This window comes from Pseudarthrobacter sp. L1SW (assembly GCF_020809045.1).
Classification (GTDB): Bacteria; Actinomycetota; Actinomycetes; order Actinomycetales; family Micrococcaceae; genus Arthrobacter.
In genome coordinates this window covers 3,246,375-3,272,628 of record NZ_CP078079.1, presented here as the reverse complement: position 1 = coordinate 3,272,628, position 26,254 = coordinate 3,246,375, and the positions used below count along the sequence as shown (strand labels likewise).

Sequence of the window (26,254 nt, the reverse complement as noted above, 5' to 3'; positions counted from 1 at the left end):
CTGTGGCAGAAGCAGGACAGTTAACCCCCACGACCGGAGGGCAGCCAACGGCGGCAAGCGCGGGGCAGCTCATCAACCTTGTGGAGCAAGGCCTCCAGCTGGTGGGCACAGGGGACAGGGCGGATCTCCGCAAACGGTTGGACCAGACCCTGGCAAGGCTCAAGGACCCGAGCATCCGGGTGATCGTCGTGGGGGAATTCAAGCAAGGCAAGAGCAAGCTGATCAATGCCTTGGTGAATGCCCCTGTATGCCCGGTGGATGACGACATTGCCACGTCCGTCCCCACGGTGGTCCGCTACGGCGATCCCGCCTCGGCGAGCATCCTGGTGCCAAAAGCCGGCACGGACGCCCCGGACGAAACCAACGTGGAGCGGCAGCCGGTCAACATTGCCGAACTTGCCGCCTTCGTTTCAGAACGCGGCAACCCCGGGAACAGCAAGAAGCTCGTGGCTGCAGAGGTCTGCCTTCCCCGCAGGATCCTGACCGGCGGACTCACGGTCATCGACTCCCCGGGCGTCGGAGGCATGGGTTCCTCGCACACCCTGACCACCCTCACCGCACTGCCCACAGCGGATGCCATGCTGCTGGTCAGCGATGCCTCGCAGGAATACACCGAGCCGGAACTGCGCTTCCTCCGGCAGGCCATGCGGATCACTCCCAGCGTGGTGGGAGTCCTGTCCAAGACGGACCTCTACCCGGAATGGCGGCGTGTGGAGGAGCTGGACCGGGGCCACCTCGCCCAGGTTGCACCCGACATCCCGCTTTATCCGGTCTCCTCCGACCTGCGCCTGGAGGCTTCCCGGCTGCAGGACGCCGAGCTCAACGCCGAATCAGGCTTCCCCCGCCTGATCACGCACCTTCGGAACGAGATTGTGGGCAAGGCACAGCGCCTCCAGCGGCGCTCGGTGAGCCAGGACCTGCTGTCCGTCACGGAAAACCTAAGGCTCTCGCTGCAGTCCGAGCTTGAAGCCCTCGAGAACCCGCAGGGCACACCCCAGATGATCGCAGGGCTGGAGCTTGCCAAAGCCGAGGCGGACGACCTCCGCAAACGCTCGGCGCGGTGGCAGATCACCCTCAACGACGGCATCAGCGATCTGATTGCGGACATGGAATATGACCTCCGGGACCGGCTTCGGCGGATCCAGCGGGAAGCCGAAACAGCCATTGACCAGGGCGACCCGGGACCAACCTGGCCCCAGTTCTCCAAATGGCTCGAAGAATGTGCTGCGGCCGCCATCTCGGATACTTTTGTGTGGACCAGTGAAAGGGCCCAGTGGCTCGCGGCGCAGGTGGCGGAGCACTTCGCGGCGGACGAAGTCACCTTGCCGGTGTTCCGCGTGTCCGACACCGGGGACGCCCTGGACCCTGTGGATGAAATGCCAACGCTCGACGACGGACGCATCAAGCCGATGCAGAAGGTGCTGATCGGCATGCGCGGCTCCTACGGCGGCGTCCTGATGTTCGGGCTCCTGACCGGGATCTTCGGGATGGCTTTGATCAATCCCCTCTCCGTGGGGGCCGGACTGCTGCTGGGACGCAAGGCGTTCCGGGAAGACCAGGAAGCACGGCTCAAGCGCCGGCAGGGCGAAGCAAAGGCGCTGGTACGCCGCCAACTGGACGATGTTACCTTCCAGGTGGGCAAGCAGCTGAAGGACCGGCTGCGGCTGGTCCAGCGCTCCACCCGGGACCACTTCACGGAGATCGCGGACGAGCACCACCGGTCGCTAACGGACTCAGTCTCGGCGGCGCAAAAGGCCGCCACCACGTACGCCCTTGAAAAGGACGTCCGCATCCGGGAGATCAAGGCTGAGCTTAAGAAGGTTGACGCGGTGTCCCGCGCAGCCGCAGCCATTGCCGCAGAGGTATCGGCGGCAACGCCCCGCCGCGTGGGTGGAGCCGCCGGCCCCGGCCCGGCCACTCCAAGCGTGGCCGGGGGCGGCCAGAACGCGGCCCCGCCTTCAGCCAGCGGGCCGGCGGGCGCTCCGACAGTGGCGGCCGTGGGATGAAAAACTCCACGATGGCAGGTGCCAAGGAGCTGGTTGCTGCCGCCCTGGAAGTGTACCGGGATGATCCCGCTGCCTCCGCCGCGCTCAAGGGCTATGGACGCAGGCTGTCCGAGCCGTTGCGGATTGCCATCGCCGGAATGGTGAAAGCCGGAAAATCCACGCTGCTGAACGCCATCATCGGGGAAGAGATAGCTCCCACGGATACGGGCGAATGCACCCGGATCGTCACGTGGTACCGGCACGGGCACACGCCCCGCATCACGCTCTACCCGGTGGCGGGGGAGCCCCGGAACCTCCCCCTCAAACGGGTGGACGGGCGGCTGGTGTTTGTCCTGGGAGACGTGCGGGCGGAGGACGTGGAGCGCCTGGACGTCCAGTGGCCCGCGCCGCGCCTGAAGGACATGACGCTGATCGATACCCCCGGCATAGCCTCGCTCTCGGGGGATGTCTCTGCCCGGTCCACCAGCTTCCTGACCCCTGAGGACACGCCGTCGGAGGCTGATGCCATCATCTACCTGATGCGGCACATGCACGCCTCGGACCTGAGGTTCCTGGAATCCTTTGCCGATACCGCGGCGGGGCGCTCGGGCACCGTGAACGCCATTGCCGTCCTGTCCCGGGCCGACGAGGTGGGCGCAGGACGGATCGATTCCCTCCTGTCCGCCGGTGACATCGCCGAAAGGTACCGCCGCGACCACAACCTGAGGAAGCTCGCGCTGGGCGTGGTCCCCGTGGCGGGCCTCCTGGCGCAAAGTGCCCGGACCATGCGGCAGCCGGACTTCCACGCCCTTGAACTGCTGGTGGGAATGGACCGTGCGGCCCGGGAGAAAATGCTGCTTTCGGCTGACCGGTTCCTCCGGGCAGCCGAACCGGAAGGGATGGCAGCGGAGGCCCGGGCCTCACTGCTGGAGAGGTATGGACTCTTTGGCATCCGCCTTGCGGTGGTCCTCCTCCGCAACGGCTTCGACCAGCCCACACCCCTGGCCCACGAGCTCGCCCGCCGCAGCGGCCTGGACCCGCTGCTGGACACGGTGGGCCGGCAGTTCCAGGCAAGGGCAGATGCGCTGAAGGCCCGGACGGCGCTGGTGGGAGTGGAAACCCTGCTTCGCGCTTCTCCCAGGGAGGGGACCGGGCACCTGGCCGCGGCACTCGAGAAGCTCCAGGTCAACGCCCATGAGTTCCGCGAACTCCGGCTGCTGGCAACGCTGAGGACCACAGGCGTCGGCCTGAACCCCGAGTTTGCGGCTGAAGCGGAGGCACTGATCGGGGGCCTGGGTGCGGCCTCGCATGTACGGCTCGGACTGGGGCCGGATGCCACCCCCGAGCAGTTGGCTGACGAGGCACGGCGGTTCCTGTCCCGCTGGCGTGCCCTTGCCGAGAACCCGCTGACGGACCGGGCCGCCCTAGATGCCTGCAGGGTGGTGATCCGGAGCTGCGAGGCCATTGTGGCCGAATGCTCCGTGCGCGAGTTCCAGCGTCAGCTCGCCCAGCACTCGGCGCGGCAGGCCAAGCCCTTATCGGCCTGACCTGAGCCAGGCGGCAGCGGACGGGAAGAAGAAAAGCACCAGCCCGATGAACGCCAGCAGGATCTCGATGCCCCAGAGCATGACCACGTAGCTGCCGGCGTCGCCCGGGGGTACCAGGAACGTGGCCGTCACCACCATCACCAGCACGTGCCCGGCGAGCAGCGGGACCAGTGCCAGCCGCGCCCAGCCCTGCCGGCCCACCACCACCCCGAGCATGGCCGCCTCAAGGAGCATCACCAGCAGCAGCGCCCCGATGCTTCCCCAAAAGACGACGGCGGTGGCCGTGGTCACGGCGGTCTCATCACCGCCGGGAGCCATCTCCTGCACCACGGTTCGAAGCCGTTCCAGGTGGGAGTCCCGGGTAAGGAAGGAGCCCACCAGCACCGCCAACCCGGCCACGAAGCTGAACAGCCACAGGTTCCGGGCGAGCCGGACGCTGCGCGGAACGGGCGGAACCACCACGATGGGGGCCGGGGACGAATAGGACAGCCCGGGCCGCGGAGGCGGCGCGGGCTGTGCATGCGGTGGCCCATCTGGCGGTGAAGCTGCCCCGGCGGGGGTCCGCCGCCGGTCTTCGCCGTCAGTTTCGTGAGCCATAAAGCCGGTCCCCTACTTCAGTCCGTCGTTGTCGTGTTCGTCGGTCTCGTGCTTGTCTTTCCCGCCGTCGTCGTTCTTTGCCTTGGCATCCAGCTCATCCTTGAGCTTCTTCAGGCGTGCAGCCTCGGCTTCCTGCCGGCGGCGCACCTCCAGGTTGCGGAGGAAGTCAGGATCATCGTCCGGGGCGGTGGGGTGGCGGTAGTTCTCGCGCTGCGGGGGAGTGCCGCGTGGCCGACCGATCAGGAGCCAGAGAATCGCCCCGATGACCGGCAGGACGATCATGACCACGATCCAGGCAGGTTTGGAAATCCCGCGGGTGAGGCGCGCGTCGGTGCGGATCACGTCGACAAGGCCATACACGAAGATGGCGAGGACTGCGACGGCCAAAACCACACGGAGGAGCATGCCATTAAGTCTATCGTCAGGAGGCGCGGGGGCCGTGGGCCGGAGGCGGCTAAACTTGAATAGTGGCCTTTTTGAAATATTCCCTGATCCGCCTTGCGCTCTTCGCACCCCTGTTCGTGCTGTTCACCTTCCTGGGCCTGGGCGCCCTGATGTCCGTCATCTGCGCCGCCCTGATTGCCTTCGCCGTGAGCTACCTGTTCTTCCAGAAGCAACGGGATGAGGCAGCCGCGGCCCTGCAGCACCGCTTCTCCGGCAAGGCCAAGCCGCTGCGTTCCGCCGGCGAGGTCCAGGACGCCAACGCCGAGGACGCCCTCCTGGACGCCAACCCGAACGTGGCCATCAGCAACGACGCCAAGGACCGCAAACAGGCCTAGGCCCTAGAACCCGTGGCTGAGGACCAGGCCCGCTGAGAACAGCAGGCTGTAGCCGAGGTTGATCAGGCCGGTCTGCTTCAAGACCGGGATCAGGCTCTTGCGCTTGCGGCCGTTGATCATCAGCCACGCGGGCATCAGGCAGGCCGGGATCAGCAGCAGCACAATCAGCATCCACGGCCGGCCCGGAGCCAATATCACCACCAGCAGGATGGCCACCGCGAGCATCAGCACGTAGCTTTCCCGGGCGTGCTTGTCGCCCAGCCGGACCGCCAGGGTCTTCTTGCCGGCCTGCATGTCCGTCGGGATGTCCCGCACGTTGTTGGCCATCAGCAGGGCGGTGGCGATGAGCCCGGTGCCGATCGCGCCGATGATGGCGGGTAGGTTGATCTGCCCGGCCTGGGTGTAGGTGGTGCCCAGGGTTGCCACCAGACCGAAGAACACAAACACAAAAACGTCGCCCAGGCCCATGTAGCCGTACGGGTTCTTGCCGCCGGTGTAGCCCCACGCGGCCATGACGCAGCCCAGGCCCACCAGGATCAGCCACCAGCTCTGGGTGATCACCACCAAGATGAGCCCGAAGACCATGGCGGCGGCGAAGGCGCCAAAGGCCGCCCGCTTGACGTGCTCCGGGCTTGCCGCCCCTGAACCCACGAGCCGCAGCGGGCCCACGCGGTCGTCGTCGGTGCCGCGGATGCCGTCCGAGTAGTCGTTGGCGAAGTTCACGCCCACCTGCAGCAGGAGTGCCACCAGCGCCGCGAGGATGGCGTTGGGCAGGAGGAACGAATCCATCTCGTAGGCGGCGGCGGAGCCGATCAGCACCGGCGCGATCGCGGCGGGCAGCGTCCGGAGTCGGGCGCCTTGGATCCATTGTGCGGCTGTGGCCACGGTCAGTACCTCGCGTGTGGTTGGGGAGGGCGGCAGGAGGGGAGCCCTGCCGGGTGGTGCAGGTCTACTTTACTTTCCCTCGTGGAGGGCATTCAGTTCGGCGGTCATGGCCAGCCGGTCCGGCTTGCCGTTGGGCAGCATCAGCAGCGAGGACGCCGCCAGGACCGTTTTGGGCGCCAGGATCCCCAGGGTCCGGCGCCACTCCCGCTGAAGCACGACGGCGTGATCCCCGCTGTGGGGGGCGCCTTCGGCTTCGGCACCGCGGGCGGACCCGGCCAGCGCCACGTAGGCCGCCACGGCCTGGCCCCACTCCGCGGAGGGGACGCCGGCCACAAAAGCCGCCGCGACGCCGTCGGACTTTTCCAGCTCTTCCTGCACGTGCGCCGCGGACACCTTCATGCCGCCGGTGATGATCACGTCGTCGGCGCGGCCCAGGACGGTCAGGCGGCCGTCGTCGCCGATGCTGCCGAGGTCGCTGGTGCGGTACCAGCGCACTCCATCCTCCTCAAAGAAAGTCTCGGTGCTTTCCGGGGCCTCCAGGTATCCCGCGGCGATGGTGTCGCCGCCCAGCAGGATCCTGCCGTCCCCCTCAACCCGGACCGACACTCCCTCCAGGGGGAAGCCGTCGTAGACGCACCCGCCGGACGTCTCGGCGGAACCGTACGTGGTGATGACCCGGACGCCGGCGTCGCGGGCGGCGGCCAGCAGGGACGCCGGGGCGGGCGCGCCACCCAGCAGGACGGCGTTGAAGCGTCGCAGCACGGCCAGGGTCTCCGGCGAGGGATTGTCGAGCAGACGCTGCAGTTGCGTGGGAACCAGGGAGGTGAAGCGGATTTTGTCCGTCAGTTCCAGGGCGGCCTCGGTGAATGCTTCGGGCGTGAAGCCCCGGGACATGTCCATAACCCACGGGCGCGTGCCGGCGAACAGGGAACGCACCAGCACCTGGATGCCCGCCACATACTCCACCGGGAGGGCCAGGAGCCACTGGCCTTCGCCCTTGAGCGCCAGCGCCGTTGCCATCGAGGAGGCCGCCAAGGACTCCACCGTCAGCACCGTCGCCTTGGGGGCACCGGTGGAGCCGGAGGTGCGCACCACGGCCACCGCGTCGTCGCAGCCGGGCGTTTCCACATGCCCCACCACCAGGGCGCCGTCGCTTCCCACGGAGAGTTCGACGGCGGGGCCCTCGCCGTGAAGGGCGGACGCCAAGGCTTTGAGGGCCGGCTCGATGTTGAGCGCGTTCATGTTTCCGCTCCTGCCTAGAAGTAGTGCGGGAAGGTGGACCAGTCCGGCTCGCGTTTCTGCAGGAAGGCCTCCTTGCCCTCCACCGCCTCGTCCGTCATGTAAGCCAACCGCGTGGCCTCGCCGGCGAACACCTGCTGGCCGGCCAGGCCGTCGTCGGCAAGGTTGAACGCGAACTTGAGCATGCGGATGGCCTGCGGCGACTGCCGGGCGATATCAGCGGCGTACTCCAGGGCAACCTCTTCGAGGCGCTCGTGGTCCACGGCCTCGTTCACGGCGCCCATGCGGACCATGTCCTCGGCGGAATATTCACGTGCCAGGAAGAAGATCTCCCGCGCTGCCTTCTGCCCGATCTGCCGTGCCAGCAGGGCGGAGCCGTAGCCGGCGTCGAAGCTTCCCACCGTGGCGTCAGTCTGCTTGAACTTGCCGTGCTGGCGCGAGGCGATGGTCAGGTCCGCCACCACGTGCAGCGAGTGCCCGCCGCCGGCCGCCCAGCCGTTGACGACGGCGATGACCACCTTGGGCATGGTCCGCATCAGCCGCTGGACTTCAAGGATGTGCAGCCTGCCCGCGCGGGCGGGGTCAATGGTTTCCTGCGTCTCGCCGTCTGTTTCTTGTATTACATACCTGTAGCCGTCCCGGCCTCGGATCCGCTGGTCCCCGCCCGAGCAGAAGGAGTGGCCGCCGTCCTTGGGGGAGGGGCCGTTGCCGGTAAGCAGGACCGTGGCGACGTCCGGGGACATGCGGGCATGGTCCATTGCCCGGTACAGCTCGTCCACAGTTCCGGGCCGGAAGGCGTTGCGGACCTCGGGCCGGTTGAACGCGATCCGCACCGTGGGCAGGTCACGCACCCACCCGCCGTCGGAATCCCTTTCCACCTGCCGGTGGTACGTCATGTCCTGGAAGTCCTCGAAACCGGCCACGGTCCGCCAGCGGATGGGGTCGAAGACGTCGGACACTGGGGCGGGAATCTGTTTGCTCACCGTCCAAGTCTAGTAATCGGCCTCAGCTGATGCAGAACTCGTTGCCTTCCGGATCTGCCATGGTGTGCCAGGAGTGCGGGCCCTGGCTGGCCGTCCAGAGGAAAGTGGCGCCCCTGGCCTCAAGTTCCCGGCGGACCTCGTCCTTGTCCCGGCCGGCCAGGTTCACGTCCCAGTGCACACGGTTCTTCACGGTTTTCCCCTCCGGCGCCGTCTGGAAGAGGAACCTCCGGGCGGGGCTCCTCGCCTCGAGTTCCTCAGGCGGCCGGATCGCGCACCCCTCGCGCCACACCAGGTTGCCCCGGTGCGTCATGGTCTGGTCCTCGGTGGCGAAGCCCTGCGCGATCATGGAGCGGATGAACGCGGCGTCCTGGGGCTCCACGGACCACTGCAGGGTTTCGGCCCACCAGTCCGCGAGCTCGTGCGGCTTGCTGCAATCGACGACGATCTGGATGTTCAGTCCCATCCCACCACGGTACGTTGGCCGCTGATGCGGGGGAAGCTGCCGGTGGATTGGACCGGATTGGATTGGGCCCCTTCCCGCCTAGGGCTGCACCTGTTGGAGCTGTTCGAAGACCTCCGGCGGGATGGCGTAGATGAACACCACGGCCAGCAGGTTCTTTGTGGCGTGGACGAAGTAGGAGAACATCAGGTTCTTCCCGGTCCAGACGTAGACGAAGACCAGGGTGGCGCCCATGGCCAGGTACGGGAGCAAAGCGGCCAGCGTGAGTGCTTCCTGGCCCACGATGTGCATGGCGGCGAACAGCACCACGGACAGGGCGCAGCAGATCCAGATGTTCACCCGGCGGCTCAGCTTGCCGATGAGCAGGTGGCGGAAGATGTACTCCTCCACAAACGGCCCCACCACCACCAGCAGCGGGACCATGAGCCAGGCCGGCACCTGTTGCATCAGTTCCTGAAGGCCCGCCTGGTTCTCAGACGTCTGCGCCTCGCCGCTGGCCGCCACCACGATGGCCGTCAAAATCAGCATGGCGATCACGGCGGCGGGCACCATCATCAGCGTGAACCACGGCCGCGTGGCCAGGACCTTCAGGTCGCGGCCCACCACCTTCCGGGCCGCCAGCAGCGCCAGGATGCCTACCGAGGCATAAAAGAGGAGGTTCACCGCGTAGGACGCCGCGGCCGGGGAAGGGGCAACCTGCCGCAGGAACGGGGCCAGGAGCTCTCCGGCCACGGCGAAGAACCCGGCGATGGCCACGTAAACGATCAGCGTGGCCCCATCCAATGGCGAGAAGCGGTAGAGCTGTGGCTGCGGAGCAGGGGGAATTCGGTGGGCGGTCGCCATGGTTTCAGCCTATCCCCCCAACTAGGTAGCGCTAAGTGTCGTTATGGGGCCCCAAAGCGACACTTAGCGCTACCTAGTTGGGCCGGGAGGGGGGAGGGTTGAAGTGGCCGGGCGCGTTGCTGGAGGAAACGTGCGTCGCCTAGAATATTCGGTATGCCTAAATTTACGTTTCGGTGCACCAAAGTAGCCGCGCCGACCAGCGCCCGCAGGACGGCGCGCTTCCCCGCGCTGGCGGCGGCCGCCGTCGTGCTTTCCCTCCTGCTGACGGCCTGCGGCGGCGGCGCTTCGGGCAACGGCGGCGACGGCAAGAAGGTGGTGCTGACCACGTTCACGGTCCTGGCCGACGTCGCCCGGAACGTCGCCGGGGACAAGCTCACCGTGGAGTCCATCACCAAGGCCGGCGCGGAAATCCACGGCTACGAACCCACCCCGGGCGACATCCGGAAGGCCTCCAAGGCCGACCTGATCCTGGACAACGGCCTCAACCTGGAGGCCTGGTTCGCGCAGTTCGTGGACGGGCTGGACGTGCCCCACGCCGTGGTGAGCGAGGGCGTGGAGCCGATGCCCATCAGCGAGGACTCCTACCAGGGCAAACCGAACCCGCATGCGTGGATGTCCCCGCTGAACGTCCAGGCCTATGTGGACAACATGGTGCGGGCCTTCAGCGAACTGGACCCCGCCAACGCTGCTGCCTTCAAAGCCAACGGGGACGCCTACAAAGCCGAGCTCCAGGCTGTGCAGGACCAGATGACCACCAGCCTGGCGTCGGTGCCCGAAGCCCAGCGCGCCCTGGTGACCTGCGAAGGCGCATTCTCCTACCTGGCCCGTGACACCGGGCTGAAGGAGGTCTACATCTGGGCCGTGAACGCCGAACAGCAGGCCACGCCCCAGCAGATCACCCGGGCCATCGAGTACGTAAAGGCCAACAAAGTCCCCGCCGTCTTCTGTGAATCCACGGTGTCCAACGCCCCCATGCAGCAGGTGGTGGAAGCCACGGGCGCACGGTTCGGCGGCACCCTGTACGTGGATTCCCTGTCCGAAGCGGACGGGCCCGTGCCCACCTACCTGGACTTGATCCGGCACGATGCCGACACCATCACCAAGGCGCTCACCGCGGGGGTTGGGCCATGACTTTCCCGGCCATCCTGGTGGACAACGTCACGGTCCACTACGGCGAAGTCCTGGCACTGGACTCCGCCTCCCTGTCCCTTGACCCCGCGCGGATCTGCGGCCTGGTGGGCATGAACGGCTCCGGGAAGTCCACCCTGTTCAAGGTGATCATGGGCATGATCAAGCCCGACGCCGGCACGGTGCGGATCGCAGGCCAGTCACCTTCCAGGGCGCGCAGGGAAGGGGGCATCGGCTATGTGCCGCAGAGCGAGGAAGTGGACTGGCAGTTCCCGCTGTCCGTCCGCGACGTGGTGATGATGGGCCGCTACGGGCACCAGGGCTTCACTCGCCGGGCGTCGAAGGCGGACCGGGCTGCCGTGGACGAGGCACTGGACCGGGTGGAACTGGGGGACTATGCCGGGCGGCAGATCGGCCAGCTGTCCGGCGGGCAGAAGAAGCGTGCCTTCGTGGCCCGCGGGATCGCCCAGGGTGCCACCACCATGCTGCTGGACGAGCCGTTCGCCGGCGTGGACAAAAGGTCCGAAGCCACCATCACCCGGCTCCTGCGCGAGCTCGCCTCGGACGGCTGCACCATCCTGGTATCCACCCATGACCTGCATGCGCTCCCGCAGCTCTGCGACGAAGCCGTGCTGCTGATGCACCGGGTCCTCATGCATGGCCCGCCGCAGGTAGTGCTGCAGCCCGAAAACCTCGCCATGGCATTCGGCCTGGACGTGCTCAACCGCGAAGGGCGGAGCTGACCTATGGAACTCCTCCTCGAACCCCTCAGCTACGACTTCATGGTCCGGGCCATCGTCACCACGGCGCTCGCCGCCGTCGTCTGCGCCGTCCTGAGCTGCTGGCTGGTGCTGATCGGCTGGTCCCTCATGGGCGACGCCGTGTCCCACGCGGTGCTGCCCGGCGTCGTCCTGGCCTACATTGTGGGCGCCCCCTTCGCTCTGGGCGCGCTGGTGTTCGCCCTGATCGCCGTGACCCTGATCGGGGTGGTCCGCAATACCAGCCGGGTTAAGGAGGACGCGGCAATCGGCATTGTGTTCTCCTCGCTGTTCGCCCTGGGCCTGGTGCTGATCTCCGTGACGCCCAGCCAGACGGACCTGAACCACATCATCTTCGGCAACCTGCTGGGCGTGAGCGTCCCGGACCTCATCCAGGTGCTGGTGCTGGGGGTGGTGGCCTTCGCCATCCTGATCCTCAAGCGCCGCGACCTCACCCTCTATGCCTTCGACCCCACGCACGCACACGCCATCGGCCTGTCACCGCGCAGGCTCGGGGCGCTGCTGCTGGGGTTGCTGGCCCTGACCTCGGTGGTGGCGCTGCAGACCGTGGGCGTGGTCCTGGTGGTGGCCATGCTCATCATCCCCGGCGCCACGGCCTACCTGCTCACGGACCGGTTCTCCCGGATGCTGGTGATCGCCCCGGTGGTCTCGGCACTCTGTTCGATCACCGGCATCTACGTCAGCTACTACCTGGACACGGCCTCCGGCGCCATGGTGGTGCTGACGCAGGGCGTGGTGTTCGCCGCGGTCTACCTCTTCAGCCCGCGGCAGGGGCTGATCGGGACCCGCCTGGCCAAGGCCCGGCGCAGGAAGGCCGCCGCCCTGGCGGCAGCTTGACTCGGTGGCTTCACACGGGGCAGTCTGGAGCGATGAAGTCCTGACCAGCAGCCACGGCCATGCGCCAGGCTGTTCTCCCAAACCAAGGCCGCCGTTGAGCGCTGGATGAAACGTCCGGTTCAGCTCCGGCGGCAACACTGCGGAACTTTGTGAGGACTTCCCTTGACTGAACACCTTAACCTTTCGGATGTCTCCCATGGCTATGGCGACCGCCGGCTGCTGGACCGCATCAACCTGGTGATTACGGCCGGCGAGCACGTTGCCGTGGTGGGCGAAAACGGTGCCGGCAAATCCACCCTGCTCCGGATCCTGGCCGGCCTCGAAGTGCCTAACGAAGGCGCGGTGGCGATCCAGGGCCGGGTGGGGTACCTTGCCCAGACCCACGGCCTTCCCGAGTCCTTCACGGTGGGTGCCGCCGTCGACGCATCCCTTGCCTCGCTGCGCGCCATCGAAGCGGAGCTTGACCGGCTGGAGGCAGGGCTGGCTGACGCCGGGGACGACGAACTGGAGACCTACGGCCGGCTGCAGACGGAGTACCAGCTGCGCGAAGGCTACGCCGCGGAATCCCGGGTGGAGGCCGCCCTGGACCGGCTGGGGCTGGGCGGCCTGGACCGGAACCGGGTGTTGGGATCGCTGTCCGGCGGGGAACAGGAACGCGTGGCTTTGGCCTGTGTCCTGGCCGATCCGGCGGACATCCTGCTCCTGGATGAACCCACCAACCACCTGGATGCCCGCGGAACCGCCTGGCTGGAGGACCGGCTGGCGGCCCACCGCGGCACGGTGGTGGTGGTGTCCCACGACCGCGTGCTCCTCCGCAAGGTGGCCACCACCATCATCGAAGTGGATGCCGAGCGCCGCGCCGTTACCCGCTACGGCAACGGCTACGACGGTTACCTGCGGGAGAAGGCAGCCGAACGCGCGCGCTGGGTCCAGCAGTACCACACCTGGATTGATGCGATGGAGTCCGAAAAGCGCCAGGCAGAGACTGTGGCAGGGACCATGGGCTACGGCCGCAAACGCGACGGCGACAAGATGGGCTTCGACTTCAAGGCGGGCACCTGGCAGAAAGCCGCCAGCAGCCAGGTGCGGAATGCGCAGGAGCGGCTGCGCCGGCTTGAAGCCAGCCCGGTGGACCGCCCGCCCGTGCCCTTGCGGCTGAACGTCGACCTGGATCTCCCCGCTTCCGGTCCGGGCGTTGCGCCGTCCGGGGCAACGCAGAATGGCGGGCCGGTGCTGGCTGTGCGCGGCGTGAGTGTGCCCGGCCGGCTGGGCGCCACAGACTTCCAGGCGGGCGCCGGCGAGAAGATCCTTATTACCGGGCCCAACGGCGCGGGCAAGTCCACGCTGCTCTCCGTCCTGGCAGGGACCCTGGAACCGGCAGTGGGCTCCGTCACGCGGCCCGACCGGATCGGTTACCTGCAGCAGGAGCTGGAGCTGCCGCCACGGCCCACCCTGCGGCTGCTGCCGGCCTTCGCGGCGGGCCTCGTCGGCACCATCGACGAGCACGCCGAGGCCCTCCTCCGTCTTGGACTGTTCCGCACCAGCGAGTTCCACGTTCCCGTGGGCAGCCTGTCCGCGGGCCAGCAGCGCAGGCTGGCTCTTGCCCGGCTGCTGTTGGGCGGCTACGGCACCCTGGTGGTGGACGAGCCGACCAACCATTTGGCGCCGGTGCTGGTGGAACAGCTGGAGGCGGCACTGGCGGACTTCGCCGGGACAGTTGTGATGGTCAGCCACGACAGGGCCCTGAGGGAGTGGTTCGCGGCGTGCGCGCGGCGGCGCGGTGCGCCCGGCGGGGGTGGTGAGGCCGGCGGCCGGGAAGGCGCCGGGGCCGGGAACACCGCCGCCGGACGGTGGACGCGGTATTCCATGGACAAAGGCGTGCTCGCGCCGGTCTAGGGGAGGCCCTGACCAGATTGCGTCACTTTTGGCCTCGCCGTGGTGCCTTTGGCCGGGATTGCGGGGTTTCCTCCCGTCGCGCAGGGCATAAGTGACGCATGTGGGGCAGCACCAGGCCGCAGGGCGGTGAGTTTGGCGTAAAGCAGTCTTTACCGGGGGACCGGCGGCAGGAAACATCGGCGGCGGAAAATGGGGCCATGCCCGTCTTTCCGCCGGCCGAGAGGAACTGTCCGTGATCACCAAGAACCTTTTCCTGCAAGGCATCTACCACTTCCAGGGAGTGGGCATGGAGAAACCCGTTCCCCTGCACAGCGAGCTCTCGCACTATGTCCCGGACGGCGTGATCAACCAGGCGCTGTACTTCCGCGGCGGCAATTCGAGCAGTGAGCTGATCGCCGTGGTGCTCATGCGCAACGGCGTTCCCATGCGGTACTTCCCCATCGGCGCCAAAAGCGAGGTCCACGTTCCGCTCCGCGTGGTGGAGGACATCGACGGCGGCTCGGTGATCGAGCTGTACCTGGCGGCACCGGAGGGCGTCCACGGGTCCGTGGTGATCGACCTGGGCATGGTGGAACATTGATGGGCAGCGTGGCGGAGCAGGTGCGCGCCAGGCCGCGGTCCCGCGCCGGCGGGCGGGACAGCCGCCGGCGCCTTGTGGTCATCGGCAACGGCATGGCCGGCGCCCGGGCGGTGGAGGAGATCCTCGCCCGGGGCGGTGCGGAGCAGTTCAGCATCACCATGTTCGGGGACGAGCCCTACGGAAACTACAACCGGATCATGCTCAGCCACGTCCTTTCGGGTGAGGAGAGCGACGCAGACATCTTCCTCAACCCGTTTTCCTGGTACCAGAACAACGGCATCACGCTGCACGCGGGGGTCCGGGCTGACAGGATCGACCGGTTCGCCAAGCATGTGTTCTCCAGCGACGGCCGCGTGACGCCCTACGACACGTTGATCATCGCCACCGGAAGCCGCTCCCACCTGCCTCCCATGGACGGCCTCTACACGCCCGGAGGGTCCGTGAAGCAGGGCGTCTTCGGCTTCCGCACGATCGATGACACCCGCAAGATGGCGGCGCACGCCCGGCAAGAGCATCACCGGCACGCCGTGGTGATCGGCGGCGGACTGCTGGGGCTGGAGGCCGCCGCCGGGCTGCGCAGCTTTGGGCTCGGCGTGGACGTGGTCCACTCCGGCGGGCACCTGATGAGCGCGCAGATGGGGCCCGACGGCGGTGCGGTGCTCCGCCGGAGCGTAGAGGCGCTGGGCATCGGGGTGCTGACCGGCAGCCGGACGACGGCGGTCCTGGGCACGGACAGGGTGACCGGCGTCAGGCTCCGCGACAGGCCGGACATCCAGTGCGACATGGTGGTGGTGGCGGCCGGCATTCGCCCCAACGTGGACCTTGCTGTCCTCAGCGGGCTGCCGGTGGAGCGGGCCATCGTGGTGGATGACAGCCTGCGGGTCCAGGACGAGGACGACATCTACGCGGTGGGGGAGTGCGTCCAGCACCGCGGCGAGGTGTACGGGCTGGTGGCTCCGCTGTGGGAGCAGGCGGTGGTGCTGGCCAACCATGTGACGGGCACGGACACCGGGTCCGCGTACCTGGGCTCGCGCACGGCCACCAAACTGAAGGTGGCCGGCGTCGAGGTGGCGTCCATGGGCCTACAGGGCCCGGAACTCCCCACGGACGAACACATCGTCTTCTCGGAACCCAGCCGCGGGGTCTTCAAATCCATCGTGGTCCGGGACAACAAAATGGTGGGCGCCACGCTCCTGGGAGACAGCCGCAAGGTGGCCTACCTGACCCAGGCATTCGACCGCGGCATGCCGCTTCCCGAAGAACGCCTGGGACTGATGTTCGATCTCGGCACGCCGGGCGAAGAGACGGGGGTTGCGGAGCTCGATGACGAAGCCCAGGTCTGCAACTGCAACGGCGTCAGCAAAAAGGACCTGGTGGGGGCGGTAAAGGGCGGCTGCGCCTCGGTGTCCGGGGCCATGGATGCCACGCGCGCCGGCAAAGGCTGCGGCTCCTGCAGGCTGCTGGTGCGGCAGGTGGTGGAATGGGCGGCTGAAGGAGCGGTGGAGGAGGACCCGGCGGCCGGCTACTACGTCCCCGGCATCCCCCTGGACAAGCAGTCGCTGATGGCTGAGGTCCGGGCCCGCGGCCTGCGGTCCGTCTCGGCCGTTTTCCGGGCGCTGGCACCGGGCGGCGCGGAGGACGCAAAGTCAAAGATGGGACTCGCCTCGCTGCTGAAGATGATGCTGGGGGACCGGTACATCGACGAACGCGACGCCCGCTTCATCAACGACCGGGTCCACGCCAACATCCAGCGGGACGGCACCTTTTCCGTGGTGCCCCAGATGAAGGGCGGCGTGACGTCGGTCCAGCAGCTGCGAAGGATCGCCGATGTGGCGGAGAAGCACAACGTCCCGTTGATCAAGCTCACGGGCGGGCAGCGCATCGACCTGCTCGGAATCCGCAAGGAGGACCTGCCGCAGGTCTGGGCGGACCTGGACATGCCCTCGGGCTACGCCTACGGGAAGAGCTTCCGGACGGTGAAAACGTGCGTTGGAAAGGACTTTTGCCGCTACGGCACCGGCGACTCCACGAAGCTGGGGATCGAGATCGAATCCCGTTTCCAGGGCCTTGAGTCACCGGCCAAGCTCAAGCTCGCTGTCTCCGGCTGCCCGCGGAACTGCGCCGAATCGCTGGTCAAGGACGTGGGCGTGGTGGCGGTGGAAGGCGGCCGCTGGGAGATCTACGTGGGCGGAGCGGCCGGTGCCCATATCCGCAAGGGAGACCTGCTGGCCACCGTGGACAGCCCGGAAGAGGTGAAGGTCCTCACCGGCCGGTTCATGCAGTACTACCGGGAACAGGCCAACTGGCTGGAACGGACCTACGCCTTCGTCCCGCGGGTGGGCATCGATCACCTGCGGGCCGTGATTGTCCAAGATTCGGAGGGGATCGCCGGGCGCCTGGACGAGGCCATGCAGGCCTCCGTGGACAGCTACGTTGACCCGTGGCAGGAACGCGACGACCCGCACACACCCGGGCAGTTCAGGACCTCGCTGCCGCTGACCGTCCTCCCGCAGGTGCCGGTCCGATGAGCAGCGCCGGAACGGGTACCGGCGCCCATGTCCTGGGACCGGTCGACCAGATTCCGATGGGCGAGGGGCGGGCCTTCGGGGTCGGGGGCGAACAGGTGGCCGTCTTCCGGCTGCGGGACGGCTCGCTGCGGGCGGTCTCCGGCGTCTGTCCCCACCGCGGCGGGCCCGTAGCGGACGGCACCGTGGACCTGCAGGTGGTCATCTGTCCGCTGCACCAGCACGCTTTCGACCTCACGTCGGGATGTTCCACCACCGGCGCGGAACCCCTGCGGACCTACCGGATTTCCCTGGATGGGCAGCAGAACCTGGTGCTGGAGACGGGTGCGGTGTAGCGCGCGTCACGTAGCACCCCTCAGCGTCTTGTAGGATGGACGAGCCGCGCGAAGCTTCGGCTTTACGGAAGATTGCGCTCACAAACGGTGGCCCCAACGGCTAAAACCCGAATTTTGTGAGCTGGATCATGCTGTAGTCCGGATGCGGCCAACCCCCAACCCACAAGGAATCGTTGTGCCTCAAATTACCCCCACAGATCTCGAGAACCGCACGGCACCATCCGTCGCCGTCGACCCCACCCTCAGCGCCGAGGGCTACAGCAAGACCCTGGGCAGGCGCCATGTCACCATGATCGCCATGGGCGGCGCCATCGGCGTCGGCCTCTTCATGGGTGCTGGCGGCCGGCTGGCCTCCACCGGCCCGGCCCTGATCTTCTCCTACGCCATCGCCGGCGTCATCGCCTACCTGCTGATGCGCGCCCTGGGCGAACTCATCATGTACCGCCAGACCTCCGGCTCCTTCGTGAGCTACGCCGGCGAAATGTTTGGCAAGAAGGGCGCCTTCCTGTCCGGCTGGATGTACTTCATCAACTGGGGCATGACCGGCATCGCCGAACTGATTGCCATCGGCCTGTACTTCCAGTTCTTCTTCCCCAATGTTCCGGTGGAAGCCTCAGCCATTGCCGCCCTGGCCCTGCTGGTGGCAGTGAACCTGCTGAGCGTCAAGGCGTTCGGCGAATTCGAATTCTGGGCCTCCTGCCTCAAGGTGGGCGCCATCCTGATCTTCCTGGCGGTGGGCACTTTCATGGTGGTCACCAACGCCCAGGTGGGCGACGGCAACGCCTCGGTTGCCAACCTCTTTGCAGCCGAAGGCGGCATGTTCCCCAAGGGCGCCCTGGTGATGGTCCTGGTCCTCAACGCCGTGATCTTCGCCTACAACGGCATCGAACTGGTCGGCATCACCGCCGGTGAGATGCAGGATCCGGAACGCGAAGTGCCTAAGGCGATCCGCGCCGTCGTCCTCCGCATCGTGGTGTTCTACGTCGGTTCCGTGACCCTGCTGGCCATGCTGTTGCCGTCCGACCAGTACGTTGCCGGGACCTCCCCGTTCGTCACCGTCTTCGGCCAGATGGGCCTGGCCTGGGTGGGCGACGTGATGAACATGATCGTCATCACCGCCGCGCTGTCCTCCTGCAACTCCGGCCTGTACTCGATCGGCCGCGTGTTCCGCACCATGGCCAACAACGGCCACGCCCCGCAGTGGCTCACCAAGATGTCCCGCCGCCACGTCCCGTACGCCGCCATCCTGGCCATCGCGGCCTTCTACCTCGTGGGCATCATGCTGAACATCTGGCTGGGCGGATCCCACGCGTTCGATCTCGCCCTTAACACCGCTTCCATCGGCGTGATCTTCTGCTGGGGCTCCATCTTCGCCAGCCAGATTGTGCTCCGCCGCCGCAAGGGTGTCACGTCCGGCCTGCCGATGCCCGGTTCGCCGTGGACCAGCTGGGCGGGACTGGTGGGCCTGCTGGCCATCACCATCCTGATCGGCTTCGACACCATGACCAACAAGGAAACCGGCGAGGTGTTCTACCTGGGCCTCTGGACCCTGGCCACCATCCCGTTCTTCGCCGTGGTCCTGTGGCTGGGCTGGCAGAAGGTCAAGAACAACGAGCCGAAGAGCGAGCTGTACAGCTAACGGCTCACCCAAGCAGTATGTACGACGGCGGGGCGCCCCTTTGGGAGGGGAGTCCCGCCGTCGGCGTTTCCCGGGGAGCGGTGGTGCGGAGCGCGCGGCCGGGGCAGACTGGGGCTTGTGGGCGAACCGTGGGTGCTGCATGTGGACCTTGACCAGTTCATCGCGGCGGTGGAAGTGCTCCGCCGGCCCGAGCTCGCGGGCAAGGCGGTGATCGTGGGCGGCCGCGGAGACCCCACCGAGCGGGCTGTGGTGTCCACGGCCTCCTATGAAGCCAGGGCGTTCGGGGTCGGCTCGGGGATGCCGCTGCGCATCGCCGCACGGAAAGTGCCCGACGCCGTCATCCTGCCTGTGGACCACGAGGCGTACCTTGAGGCGTCCGAACAGGTTATGGCGGTGCTGCGCTCGCAGCCCGGCGCTACCGTCCAGGTCCTCGGCTGGGACGAGGCCTTTGTTGGTGTGCAGACGGACGATCCGGACGCCTACGCCCGGCAACTGCAGCACGCCGTGTTTGGGGCCACCCGGCTGCACTGCAGTGTGGGCATCGGCGACACCCTGGTCCGGGCCAAGGTGGCGACGACGTTCGGCAAGCCGGCGGGCGTCTTCCGGCTCACCGAAGGCAACTGGCTGGAGGTCATGGGGAACCGGCCCACCATCGAACTGTGGGGAGTGGGAACAAAGGTCTCGCAGCGGCTCGCCAGGCTCGGCATCAGGACGGTCGCCGAGCTGGCCGCGTCCAATCCTGACGACCTGGTGCCGGAGTTCGGCCCAAGAATGGGGCCCTGGTATGCGCAGCTGGGACGGGGTGACGGCGCGCGGACAGTTGATGACACGCCCTGGGTGGCGCGCGGGCACAGCCGGGAGACAACCTTCCAGCGCGACCTGACCGAGCCGGGGCAGATTGACGGCGCCGTCAGGGAGCTGGCGGCGCACGTGCTGGCGGATGTCGCGGCGGAGGGGCGGCCGGTGGTCGGGCTGACCCTGAAGGTCCGCTACAGCCCGTTCATCACCAAGACGTACGCCCGGAAGATCCCTGAGACGTCGGATCCCTCGGAAGTCCTCGCACGGGTCCTCGACCTTGTGGCGAAGATCGAGCCGGGCCGCCCCATCAGGCTGCTCGGGCTGCGGGCCGAAATGACGATGCCGGACGACTCCCGGCAGGGCCACACCCCCACCCGGAGCGGATGGTGAACGGGCTCCGCTCACACGCGCGCGGACAGCAGAACGGCGGCGGATCCCGCAGGATCCACCGCCGTTTCAAGCTGATGCAGCACGCCGTTCGCTGCGGCTGCCCCAGCAAGGACTAGTCGCGCTTGAACTCGTCCTTGACGCTTTCGCCCACCTTCTTGGCGTCGGCCTTGACCTGGTCCGCCTGGCCTTCGGCCTTCAGGCGGTCATTGTCCGTGGCGTTGCCGGCCGCTTCCTTGGCCTTGCCGCCCATGTCTTCTGCTGCGTTACTGATCTTGTCTCCGAGGCCCATGGTGATGGCCTCCTTTCGTTTCCGTTGATCAAACAATGCATTTTCACACTAACACAAAGCATGCTTACTAATTCAAGTGCTCTGATTGCCCGCTCGGGCGGTGCCTGTTGAATCCCCCTGCCCGCGGCTAGGCTCGAAACCATGGACCACAGCCTCAGCCTCACCCAGCACATCCAGGCACCGCCCGAGAAAGTCTGGTCCGTCATCACGGACATCCCGGGCTCCGCAGCGACCCTCTCCGGCGTGGACTCGGTGCAGCTCCTTACGGACGGCCCCTACGGCGAGGGAACCCGGTGGAAAGAGACCCGGAGAATGCTGGGCAAAGCGGAAACAGTGGAGATGTGGGTGGCCGAAGCCGAGCCGAACCGCAGTACCACCGTGAAGGCTGTCCAGGGCGGCGCGGACTACACAACACGGTTCAGCCTTGCCTCGCGCAACGGCGGAACGGACCTCACCCTCACGTTTGGCGCCGAGGTCATCAAGCCCACCCTGGCCAGCAGGGTCATGATGCTGCTGTTCGGCAGGATGGGCCTGGCCGCCACCCGCAAAGCCCTTGCGAAGGACCTCACGGAAATAGCGGCAAAGGCGGAATCGCTGTAGCGGCGGCGCAGCGTACCTGGGCACACCGTCCCCGAGGCGTCATCCGGTATCCACGGATCACCCCTCCCGTGTACTATTTACAGAACGAACGGTCGGTAAGTGACCCAACTAGGTAGCGCTAAGTGTCGTTTTGGACGCTCATAACGACACTTAGCGCTACCTAGTTGGGGAGTGGGGGGAGCTGCCGGCCGCCGATGACAGTGCTGTTTATCGCGTGAAGGGTGTTTCCATGGCTGCAACCGCAGGTCCGCAGGCTTTCCTTGTTGGCGGGGTACGAACGCCGGTGGGCAGATACGGCGGGGCGCTGTCCTCGGTCCGCCCCGATGACCTGGCAGCCCTGGTGCTCCGGGAGGCGGTGACCCGGGCCGGCCTCGATCCGGACACCATTGACGAGGTCATCCTGGGCAACGCCAACGGAGCCGGCGAGGAAAACCGGAACGTGGCCCGCATGGCAACCCTGTTGGCCGGGTTTCCCCTCCACATCCCCGGGATCACGGTGAACCGGCTCTGCTCGTCGGGCCTGAGCGCCATCATCCAGGCAAGCCACATGATCAAGGCCGGTGCGGCGGACATCGTCATCGCCGGCGGCGTGGAATCGATGAGCCGCGCGCCCTGGGTACAGGAAAAGCCCACCGCAGCCTTCGCCAAACCCGGGCAGATTTTCGACACCTCCATCGGCTGGCGCTTCACCAACCCCCGGTTCCATAAGGGCGAGCTGTCCCGGGACGGCAAGATGACCTACTCCATGCCGGAGACCGCCGAGGAAGTGGCCCGGGTGGACGGCATCTCCCGCGAGGACGCCGACGCCTTCGCCGTCCGCTCCCACCAGCGGGCCCTGGACGCCATCGCGGCCGGACGGTTCAAGGATGAGATCGTTCCCGTGACAGTAAAGACCCGCAAGTCCGAGAACGTCGTGGACACCGATGAAGGCCCGCGCGAGGGCACCACCCTGGAGGTCCTCGCGGGACTGAAACCGGTCACGCACGGTGGGTCGGTAGTTACGGCCGGCAATTCGTCCTCGCTCAACGACGGCGCCTCGGCGATCATCGTCGCCTCGGAAGCGGCCATCGAGCGGCTGGGACTCACTCCCCGCGCCCGCATCATCGACGGCGCCTCCGCAGGTTGCGAGCCCGAGATCATGGGTATCGGCCCCGTGCCGGCCACGCAGAAAGTCCTCAAGCGCAGCGGCCTCAGCGTCGGCGACCTCGCCGCCGTCGAACTTAATGAAGCCTTCGCCACGCAGTCCCTCGCCTGCATCCGGCGCCTGGGCCTTGAGCCGGGCATCGTGAACAACGACGGCGGCGCGATCGCCCTGGGGCATCCGCTGGGTTCCAGCGGGGCCAGGATTGCCATCACGCTGCTGGGGCGCATGGAGCGCGAGGATGCCAAGGTTGGCCTGGCCACCATGTGCATCGGCGTGGGGCAGGGCACCGCGATGCTGCTGGAGAAGGTCTGATGCCCGGCGCCGTGGACCTGGCCGCGGAGAAGTTCCACACCCTTCTTGTGGAGGAACGCAGCGACCGGGTTGTGGTGCTGCTCAATCGGCCCGAGGTGCGCAATGCCATCGACCAGAAGATGGTGGACGAGCTGCACCTGGTCTGCTCCGCATTGGAACAGAATCCCAAAATACTGATCATTGCCGGGACGGACGGGGTGTTTGCCTCCGGTGCGGACATCGGCCAGCTGCGCGAGCGGCGCCGGGACGATGCCCTGCAGGGCATTAACTCCACCATCTTCGTCCGGATCGCCAAGCTCCCCATGCCCGTCATCGCGGCCCTGGACGGCTACTGCCTGGGTGGCGGGGCGGAGCTCGCGTACGCCGCCGACTTCCGGATCGGAACCCCCGGCGTCCGCATCGGCAATCCGGAAACCGGGCTGGGAATCCTCGCCGCGGCAGGAGCCAGCTGGCGGCTGAAGGAACTGGTGGGGGAGCCGGTGGCCAAGCAGATCCTGCTGGCCGGTAAGGTCCTTGGCTCCGACGAAGCCCTGGCGGTGAACCTCATTACCGAGGTCCATGAGCCGGCAGGACTCCTGGACGCCGCGCACAGCCTTGCAGACAGGATCGGGCGCCAGGACCCCCTGGCAGTACGGATTACCAAATCCGTGTTCCACGCCCCTGCGGAAGCACACCCTCTGATCGACCAGCTGGCCCAGGGCATCCTCTTCGAATCCGAGGCCAAGTTCGACCGGATGCAGAGGTTCCTGGACAGGAACGCAGACAAAAACACAGCCAAAAATGCTGCCGAGAACGCGGCCGAGAACGCTGCTGACAGCGCCGCCCCCGAGACCGGAGAAAAGAACTGATGAACACATCGCGACCTGCCCCCGGCCTGCCGTCTGGTCTCCCCGCACGAGTCGGCGTGCTGGGCGGCGGCCGCATGGGAGCCGGCATTGCCCATGCGTTCCTGGTGAAGGGTGCCGACGTGCTGGTGGTGGAGCGCGACGACCAGTCCGCCGAGGCCGCCCGCGAGCGGGTGGAGTCGGCCGCGGCCAAAAGCATCGAGCGCGGCATGACGGACGCGAACCTGGATGAAATGGCGTCCCGGCTCACCGTCGGCGTGGACTACGACGCCTTCGCGGACCGGCAGCTGGTGGTGGAGGCCGTCCCGGAGGACTGGGACCTGAAAGTCACCTCGCTGCGCGGCATCGAGGAGCGGCTGGCGGATGACGCCTACCTCGCCTCCAACACGTCATCATTGTCCGTGAACGGGCTGGCCGGTGAACTGAAGCGTCCCGGGAACTTCCTGGGCCTTCACTTCTTCAACCCGGTTCCGGCGTCCACCCTCATCGAAGTGGTGCTGGGCGAGCGCACGTCTCCCGAACTTGCCGCCGCCGCGAAAGGGTGGGTGGAGGCACTCGGCAAGACCGCCGTCGTCGTCAATGACGCCCCCGGATTCGCGTCCTCCCGGCTGGGCGTGGCCATCGCCCTCGAGGCGATGCGCATGGTGGAGGAGGGCGTTGCGTCCGCGGAGGACATCGACAACGCCATGGTGCTGGGATACAAGCACCCCACCGGCCCGCTGCGCACCACGGACATCGTGGGGCTGGACGTCCGGCTGGGCATCGCCGAGTACCTGCACTCAACACTGGGGGAGCGCTTCGCCCCGCCCCAGATCCTCAAGGACAAAGTGGCCCAGGGGGAACTGGGGCGCAAGACGGGCAAGGGCTTCTTCGACTGGCCCAACTAGGAACACGCCCGGCCAGGAACACGGGCTAGTCGAACATACCCACGATGTAGCCGACGAAGTACAGGAGCGACAGCAGGACCACCACCGCAATGGCGGCGATGACGATGAACTGGGTACTGCGCCTGGTGCCGTGCTCGTCGTGGCCCTGGGTTGTGGTGGTGGACGCTTCGCCCGGCGGCGTTTCCCCTGGCGGTACGCCGCCGCCCGGCTCCAGGCCTGTGATCTTGTCCTCTTCCGGATCCGGATTGCTTCCTGACACGTTGACTCCCTAGCTCGCTGTCCTGGGTGTTTCCCCAGCGTACCGGCCCCGGCGATTCCGCCTAGGCTGGTGCCGTGACTTTCCTGGAACCCCTTACCCTGACAGGCCGGTATGTAACCCTGGAGCCGTTGTCCGGAGATCACCACGACGGTTTGGTGGACGCGGCGCGGGACGGCGAGCTGTGGCGGCTCTGGTACACCTCTGTGCCGTCCCCGGAAGAAATGGCCGGAGAGATCGAACGGCGGCTCGCCCTGCAGGAGCAGGGCTCCATGCTGCCGTTCACCACCCGGCTGACCGATCCAGCCACCGGAGGTCCCGGGCGGATCATTGGCATGACCACCTACATGAATGTCGACGCCGGTACTCCGCGCGTGGAGATTGGCTCCACCTGGAATGCCGCTTCAGTGCAGGGGACCGGCACGAACCCCGATTCCAAGCTGTTGCTGCTGCGGCACGCGTTCGAGGTTCTTGGCTGCCCTGCCGTGGAGTTCCGGACGCACTGGCTAAACCACCAGTCGCGGGAGGCCATCGCCAGGCTGGGCGCGAAGCAGGACGGTGTGCTCCGCAGCCACTCGCGGACCCGCGACGGACTGCTCCGGGACACCGTGGTGTTTTCCATCCTTGAGCATGAATGGCCCATGGTCCGCGCCGGGCTGGAGTACAGGCTCGCCCGGCGCGGATAGGTGTCTGAGTTCTGGCGAAGTCAGTTCAGACGAAAGGCGCCCTGGCTACGAAGTGAGTCGTAGTAGCCATACCGGTAGCCGTTACCGTTTGGGTGGAAATTGGCCGGATCTGTTGGGTTGGTGGGGTCGAAGGTAATCCACGGATCGGTTGAGCCGATGCCGTGGGCGTCGAATGCAGTGGCTACATCTACGTACTGAGCCCCTGTATTTGCGGCAACTCCTGCAATAACCCCGTTAAGGATATCGGCCAGCGGGTTGGCAACAGGGGCAAAAGGCTGGTCCGGCGCGAACAACCTTGGGTATCCGGTCAGCACAACCTTGGCGCCGGGGGCTTTCTCTTGGATTGTGGCCACCAAACTTGCCAACGATGCGGCAAGGCTTCCATCGGTCAGCTTTTCCTGAGCCCCCGCCACGCTCTGAGCGCAAGCCTGAGAGGCCGGAGCAGGCATGCAAGCACCAAGTACGCCCATTGTATTTACGTCATTGCCCCCGACAGTAACAGTGACCAGGTCTGTGCCGTCGGCAACAGACGGCACGTCCAGCATGACGTTTTCGACAATTTGACCCGAACACGTCGCGTTGGTTAGTTCGAGACCCGGAAGTTTGTCGGCGATCGCGGGATATCCCCTGCGGCTCACGTAGCAGGTTGGGTCTGTATAGGGCACAGCGCCCTGTCCTGCCGCGTAAGAATCGCCCAGGGCGACGTAGTCCACCTTCGGTGGCGCCGCTTCAGCTGGAATGGCCGCAATGCCCGTCGCCATGGCCAGGCTGGCGAGGCCGGCCGCAAAAGCCGGGAGTCGGCGGCGCAATGTAGATTTTCCCACTAGATTCTCCTTTGAACATCAATCACATGAGTAGCATGTGGCTGCAACAGTATTGCCATGCGCGCGGTGCCCCTGAGGTCTTTGGACCCCTTTTAGCCAGACGTTTTTGTAACGTGCAGCATCCAGGAGCCTGTGGTTAGCTGTGCGGTGAACGACCCGATTGGTCCCGTCAACTGGGATGGGCCG

At 66.9% G+C, this 26,254-nt stretch carries 27 protein-coding genes; 17 read left to right on the top strand and 10 right to left on the bottom strand.

Going from position 1 to position 26,254, the window contains the following annotated elements:
• Positions 1-2 precede the first annotated feature (2 nt).
• Both KTR40_RS15175 and KTR40_RS15170 read left to right on the top strand, forming a co-directional pair.
• Positions 3-2,006 (top strand): dynamin family protein, encoded by a 2,004-nt coding sequence (locus KTR40_RS15175; RefSeq protein WP_228404267.1) that lies wholly within the window; start codon positions 3-5, stop codon positions 2,004-2,006.
• Positions 2,003-3,532 (top strand): dynamin family protein, encoded by a 1,530-nt coding sequence (locus KTR40_RS15170; RefSeq protein WP_228404266.1) that lies wholly within the window; start codon positions 2,003-2,005, stop codon positions 3,530-3,532. Before KTR40_RS15175 ends, KTR40_RS15170 begins: the two co-directional genes overlap by 4 nt.
• Here KTR40_RS15170 and KTR40_RS15165 read toward each other — a convergent pair.
• Positions 3,521-4,129 (bottom strand): hypothetical protein, encoded by a 609-nt coding sequence (locus KTR40_RS15165; protein ID WP_228404265.1) that lies wholly within the window; start codon positions 4,127-4,129, stop codon positions 3,521-3,523. The two genes, KTR40_RS15170 and KTR40_RS15165, sit on opposite strands and share 12 nt — an antisense overlap.
• 12 nt (positions 4,130-4,141) lie before the next feature.
• Positions 4,142-4,534: a PLD nuclease N-terminal domain-containing protein gene (locus KTR40_RS15160; protein WP_228404264.1), complete on the bottom strand. Its 393-nt coding sequence runs from the start codon at positions 4,532-4,534 to the stop codon at positions 4,142-4,144.
• A 62-nt stretch (positions 4,535-4,596) separates the two neighbouring features.
• Here KTR40_RS15160 and KTR40_RS15155 point away from each other — a divergent pair, with 62 nt between their 5' ends.
• Complete coding sequence (locus tag KTR40_RS15155; RefSeq protein ID WP_171059105.1) at positions 4,597-4,908, top strand: DUF4229 domain-containing protein; 312 nt, start codon at positions 4,597-4,599, stop codon at positions 4,906-4,908.
• A 3-nt stretch (positions 4,909-4,911) separates the two neighbouring features.
• On the opposite strand, the gene KTR40_RS15150 is transcribed toward KTR40_RS15155, so the two are convergent.
• The 5 genes from KTR40_RS15150 to KTR40_RS15130 form a co-directional block, all read right to left on the bottom strand.
• Positions 4,912-5,793, bottom strand: a complete 882-nt coding sequence (locus KTR40_RS15150; RefSeq protein ID WP_139030288.1) for a 1,4-dihydroxy-2-naphthoate polyprenyltransferase — start codon at positions 5,791-5,793, stop codon at positions 4,912-4,914.
• Positions 5,794-5,862: 69 nt separating this feature from the next.
• Positions 5,863-7,035 carry an AMP-binding protein gene (locus KTR40_RS15145; protein ID WP_228404263.1) on the bottom strand — a complete coding sequence of 391 codons (1,173 nt, stop codon included), beginning with the start codon at positions 7,033-7,035 and terminating at the stop codon, positions 5,863-5,865.
• A 14-nt stretch (positions 7,036-7,049) separates the two neighbouring features.
• Positions 7,050-8,015, bottom strand: coding sequence for a 1,4-dihydroxy-2-naphthoyl-CoA synthase (locus KTR40_RS15140; protein ID WP_139030286.1), 966 nt, complete (start codon positions 8,013-8,015; stop codon positions 7,050-7,052).
• A gap of 22 nt (positions 8,016-8,037) precedes the next feature.
• A complete protein-coding gene (locus tag KTR40_RS15135; RefSeq protein WP_139030285.1) occupies positions 8,038-8,478 on the bottom strand; it encodes a VOC family protein in 441 nt (146 codons plus the stop codon).
• Between the two features lie 78 nt (positions 8,479-8,556).
• Positions 8,557-9,318: a CPBP family intramembrane glutamic endopeptidase gene (locus tag KTR40_RS15130; protein ID WP_139030284.1), complete on the bottom strand. Its 762-nt coding sequence runs from the start codon at positions 9,316-9,318 to the stop codon at positions 8,557-8,559.
• Positions 9,319-9,471: 153 nt separating this feature from the next.
• Between KTR40_RS15130 and KTR40_RS15125 the strand changes: the two genes are divergently transcribed.
• The 9 genes from KTR40_RS15125 (at position 9,472) to KTR40_RS15085 (ending at position 20,225) form a co-directional block, all read left to right on the top strand.
• Positions 9,472-10,449 carry a metal ABC transporter substrate-binding protein gene (locus tag KTR40_RS15125; protein WP_228404262.1) on the top strand — a complete coding sequence of 326 codons (978 nt, stop codon included), beginning with the start codon at positions 9,472-9,474 and terminating at the stop codon, positions 10,447-10,449.
• Positions 10,446-11,189 (top strand): metal ABC transporter ATP-binding protein, encoded by a 744-nt coding sequence (locus KTR40_RS15120; protein ID WP_228404261.1) that lies wholly within the window; start codon positions 10,446-10,448, stop codon positions 11,187-11,189. Before KTR40_RS15125 ends, KTR40_RS15120 begins: the two co-directional genes overlap by 4 nt.
• A 3-nt stretch (positions 11,190-11,192) precedes the next feature.
• Positions 11,193-12,062 (top strand): metal ABC transporter permease, encoded by an 870-nt coding sequence (locus KTR40_RS15115; RefSeq protein WP_139030282.1) that lies wholly within the window; start codon positions 11,193-11,195, stop codon positions 12,060-12,062.
• Between the two features lie 162 nt (positions 12,063-12,224).
• Positions 12,225-13,958 carry an ABC-F family ATP-binding cassette domain-containing protein gene (locus tag KTR40_RS15110; RefSeq protein ID WP_228404260.1) on the top strand — a complete coding sequence of 578 codons (1,734 nt, stop codon included), beginning with the start codon at positions 12,225-12,227 and terminating at the stop codon, positions 13,956-13,958.
• A 232-nt stretch (positions 13,959-14,190) separates the two neighbouring features.
• Positions 14,191-14,538: a molybdopterin oxidoreductase gene (locus tag KTR40_RS15105; protein WP_139030280.1), complete on the top strand. Its 348-nt coding sequence runs from the start codon at positions 14,191-14,193 to the stop codon at positions 14,536-14,538.
• Positions 14,538-17,066, top strand: coding sequence for a nitrite reductase large subunit NirB (gene nirB / locus KTR40_RS15100; RefSeq protein ID WP_139030279.1), 2,529 nt, complete (start codon positions 14,538-14,540; stop codon positions 17,064-17,066). Before KTR40_RS15105 ends, nirB begins: the two co-directional genes overlap by 1 nt.
• Positions 17,063-17,398 (top strand): Rieske (2Fe-2S) protein, encoded by a 336-nt coding sequence (locus KTR40_RS15095; RefSeq protein ID WP_139030278.1) that lies wholly within the window; start codon positions 17,063-17,065, stop codon positions 17,396-17,398. Before nirB ends, KTR40_RS15095 begins: the two co-directional genes overlap by 4 nt.
• A gap of 175 nt (positions 17,399-17,573) precedes the next feature.
• Positions 17,574-19,037: an amino acid permease gene (locus KTR40_RS15090; RefSeq protein ID WP_228404259.1), complete on the top strand. Its 1,464-nt coding sequence runs from the start codon at positions 17,574-17,576 to the stop codon at positions 19,035-19,037.
• Positions 19,038-19,169: 132 nt separating this feature from the next.
• A complete protein-coding gene (locus tag KTR40_RS15085; RefSeq protein ID WP_228406158.1) occupies positions 19,170-20,225 on the top strand; it encodes a DNA polymerase IV in 1,056 nt (351 codons plus the stop codon).
• 112 nt (positions 20,226-20,337) lie between these two features.
• Here the strand turns inward: KTR40_RS15085 and KTR40_RS15080 are convergent, their stop codons facing one another.
• Entirely contained in the window at positions 20,338-20,514 is a 177-nt protein-coding gene (locus KTR40_RS15080; protein ID WP_104998934.1) for a CsbD family protein, read from the bottom strand.
• Positions 20,515-20,655: 141 nt separating this feature from the next.
• On the opposite strand from KTR40_RS15080, the gene KTR40_RS15075 reads away from it, so the two are divergent.
• From KTR40_RS15075 to KTR40_RS15060, 4 genes are all read left to right on the top strand, one after another.
• Positions 20,656-21,114 (top strand): SRPBCC family protein, encoded by a 459-nt coding sequence (locus tag KTR40_RS15075; protein ID WP_228404258.1) that lies wholly within the window; start codon positions 20,656-20,658, stop codon positions 21,112-21,114.
• Positions 21,115-21,343: 229 nt separating this feature from the next.
• Positions 21,344-22,570, top strand: coding sequence for a thiolase family protein (locus KTR40_RS15070; RefSeq protein WP_228404257.1), 1,227 nt, complete (start codon positions 21,344-21,346; stop codon positions 22,568-22,570).
• Positions 22,570-23,418, top strand: a complete 849-nt coding sequence (locus tag KTR40_RS15065; protein ID WP_228404256.1) for an enoyl-CoA hydratase/isomerase family protein — start codon at positions 22,570-22,572, stop codon at positions 23,416-23,418. Before KTR40_RS15070 ends, KTR40_RS15065 begins: the two co-directional genes overlap by 1 nt.
• Positions 23,418-24,302, top strand: a complete 885-nt coding sequence (locus tag KTR40_RS15060; protein ID WP_228404255.1) for a 3-hydroxyacyl-CoA dehydrogenase family protein — start codon at positions 23,418-23,420, stop codon at positions 24,300-24,302. Before KTR40_RS15065 ends, KTR40_RS15060 begins: the two co-directional genes overlap by 1 nt.
• 25 nt (positions 24,303-24,327) lie before the next feature.
• Here KTR40_RS15060 and KTR40_RS15055 read toward each other — a convergent pair whose 3' ends face one another.
• Positions 24,328-24,561, bottom strand: a complete 234-nt coding sequence (locus KTR40_RS15055) for a DUF6480 family protein (protein WP_139030265.1) — start codon at positions 24,559-24,561, stop codon at positions 24,328-24,330.
• 74 nt (positions 24,562-24,635) lie between these two features.
• Between KTR40_RS15055 and KTR40_RS15050 the strand changes: the two genes are divergently transcribed.
• The gene (locus tag KTR40_RS15050; protein ID WP_139030264.1) at positions 24,636-25,244 is read left to right on the top strand and encodes a GNAT family N-acetyltransferase; all 609 of its coding nucleotides are present in this window, start codon (positions 24,636-24,638) and stop codon (positions 25,242-25,244) included.
• A 20-nt stretch (positions 25,245-25,264) separates the two neighbouring features.
• Here the strand turns inward: KTR40_RS15050 and KTR40_RS15045 are convergent, their stop codons facing one another.
• On the bottom strand, positions 25,265-26,068 hold the full coding sequence (locus tag KTR40_RS15045; RefSeq protein ID WP_228404254.1) for an SGNH/GDSL hydrolase family protein: 804 nt from the start codon (positions 26,066-26,068) through the stop codon (positions 25,265-25,267).
• Positions 26,069-26,254: the final 186 nt, after the last annotated feature.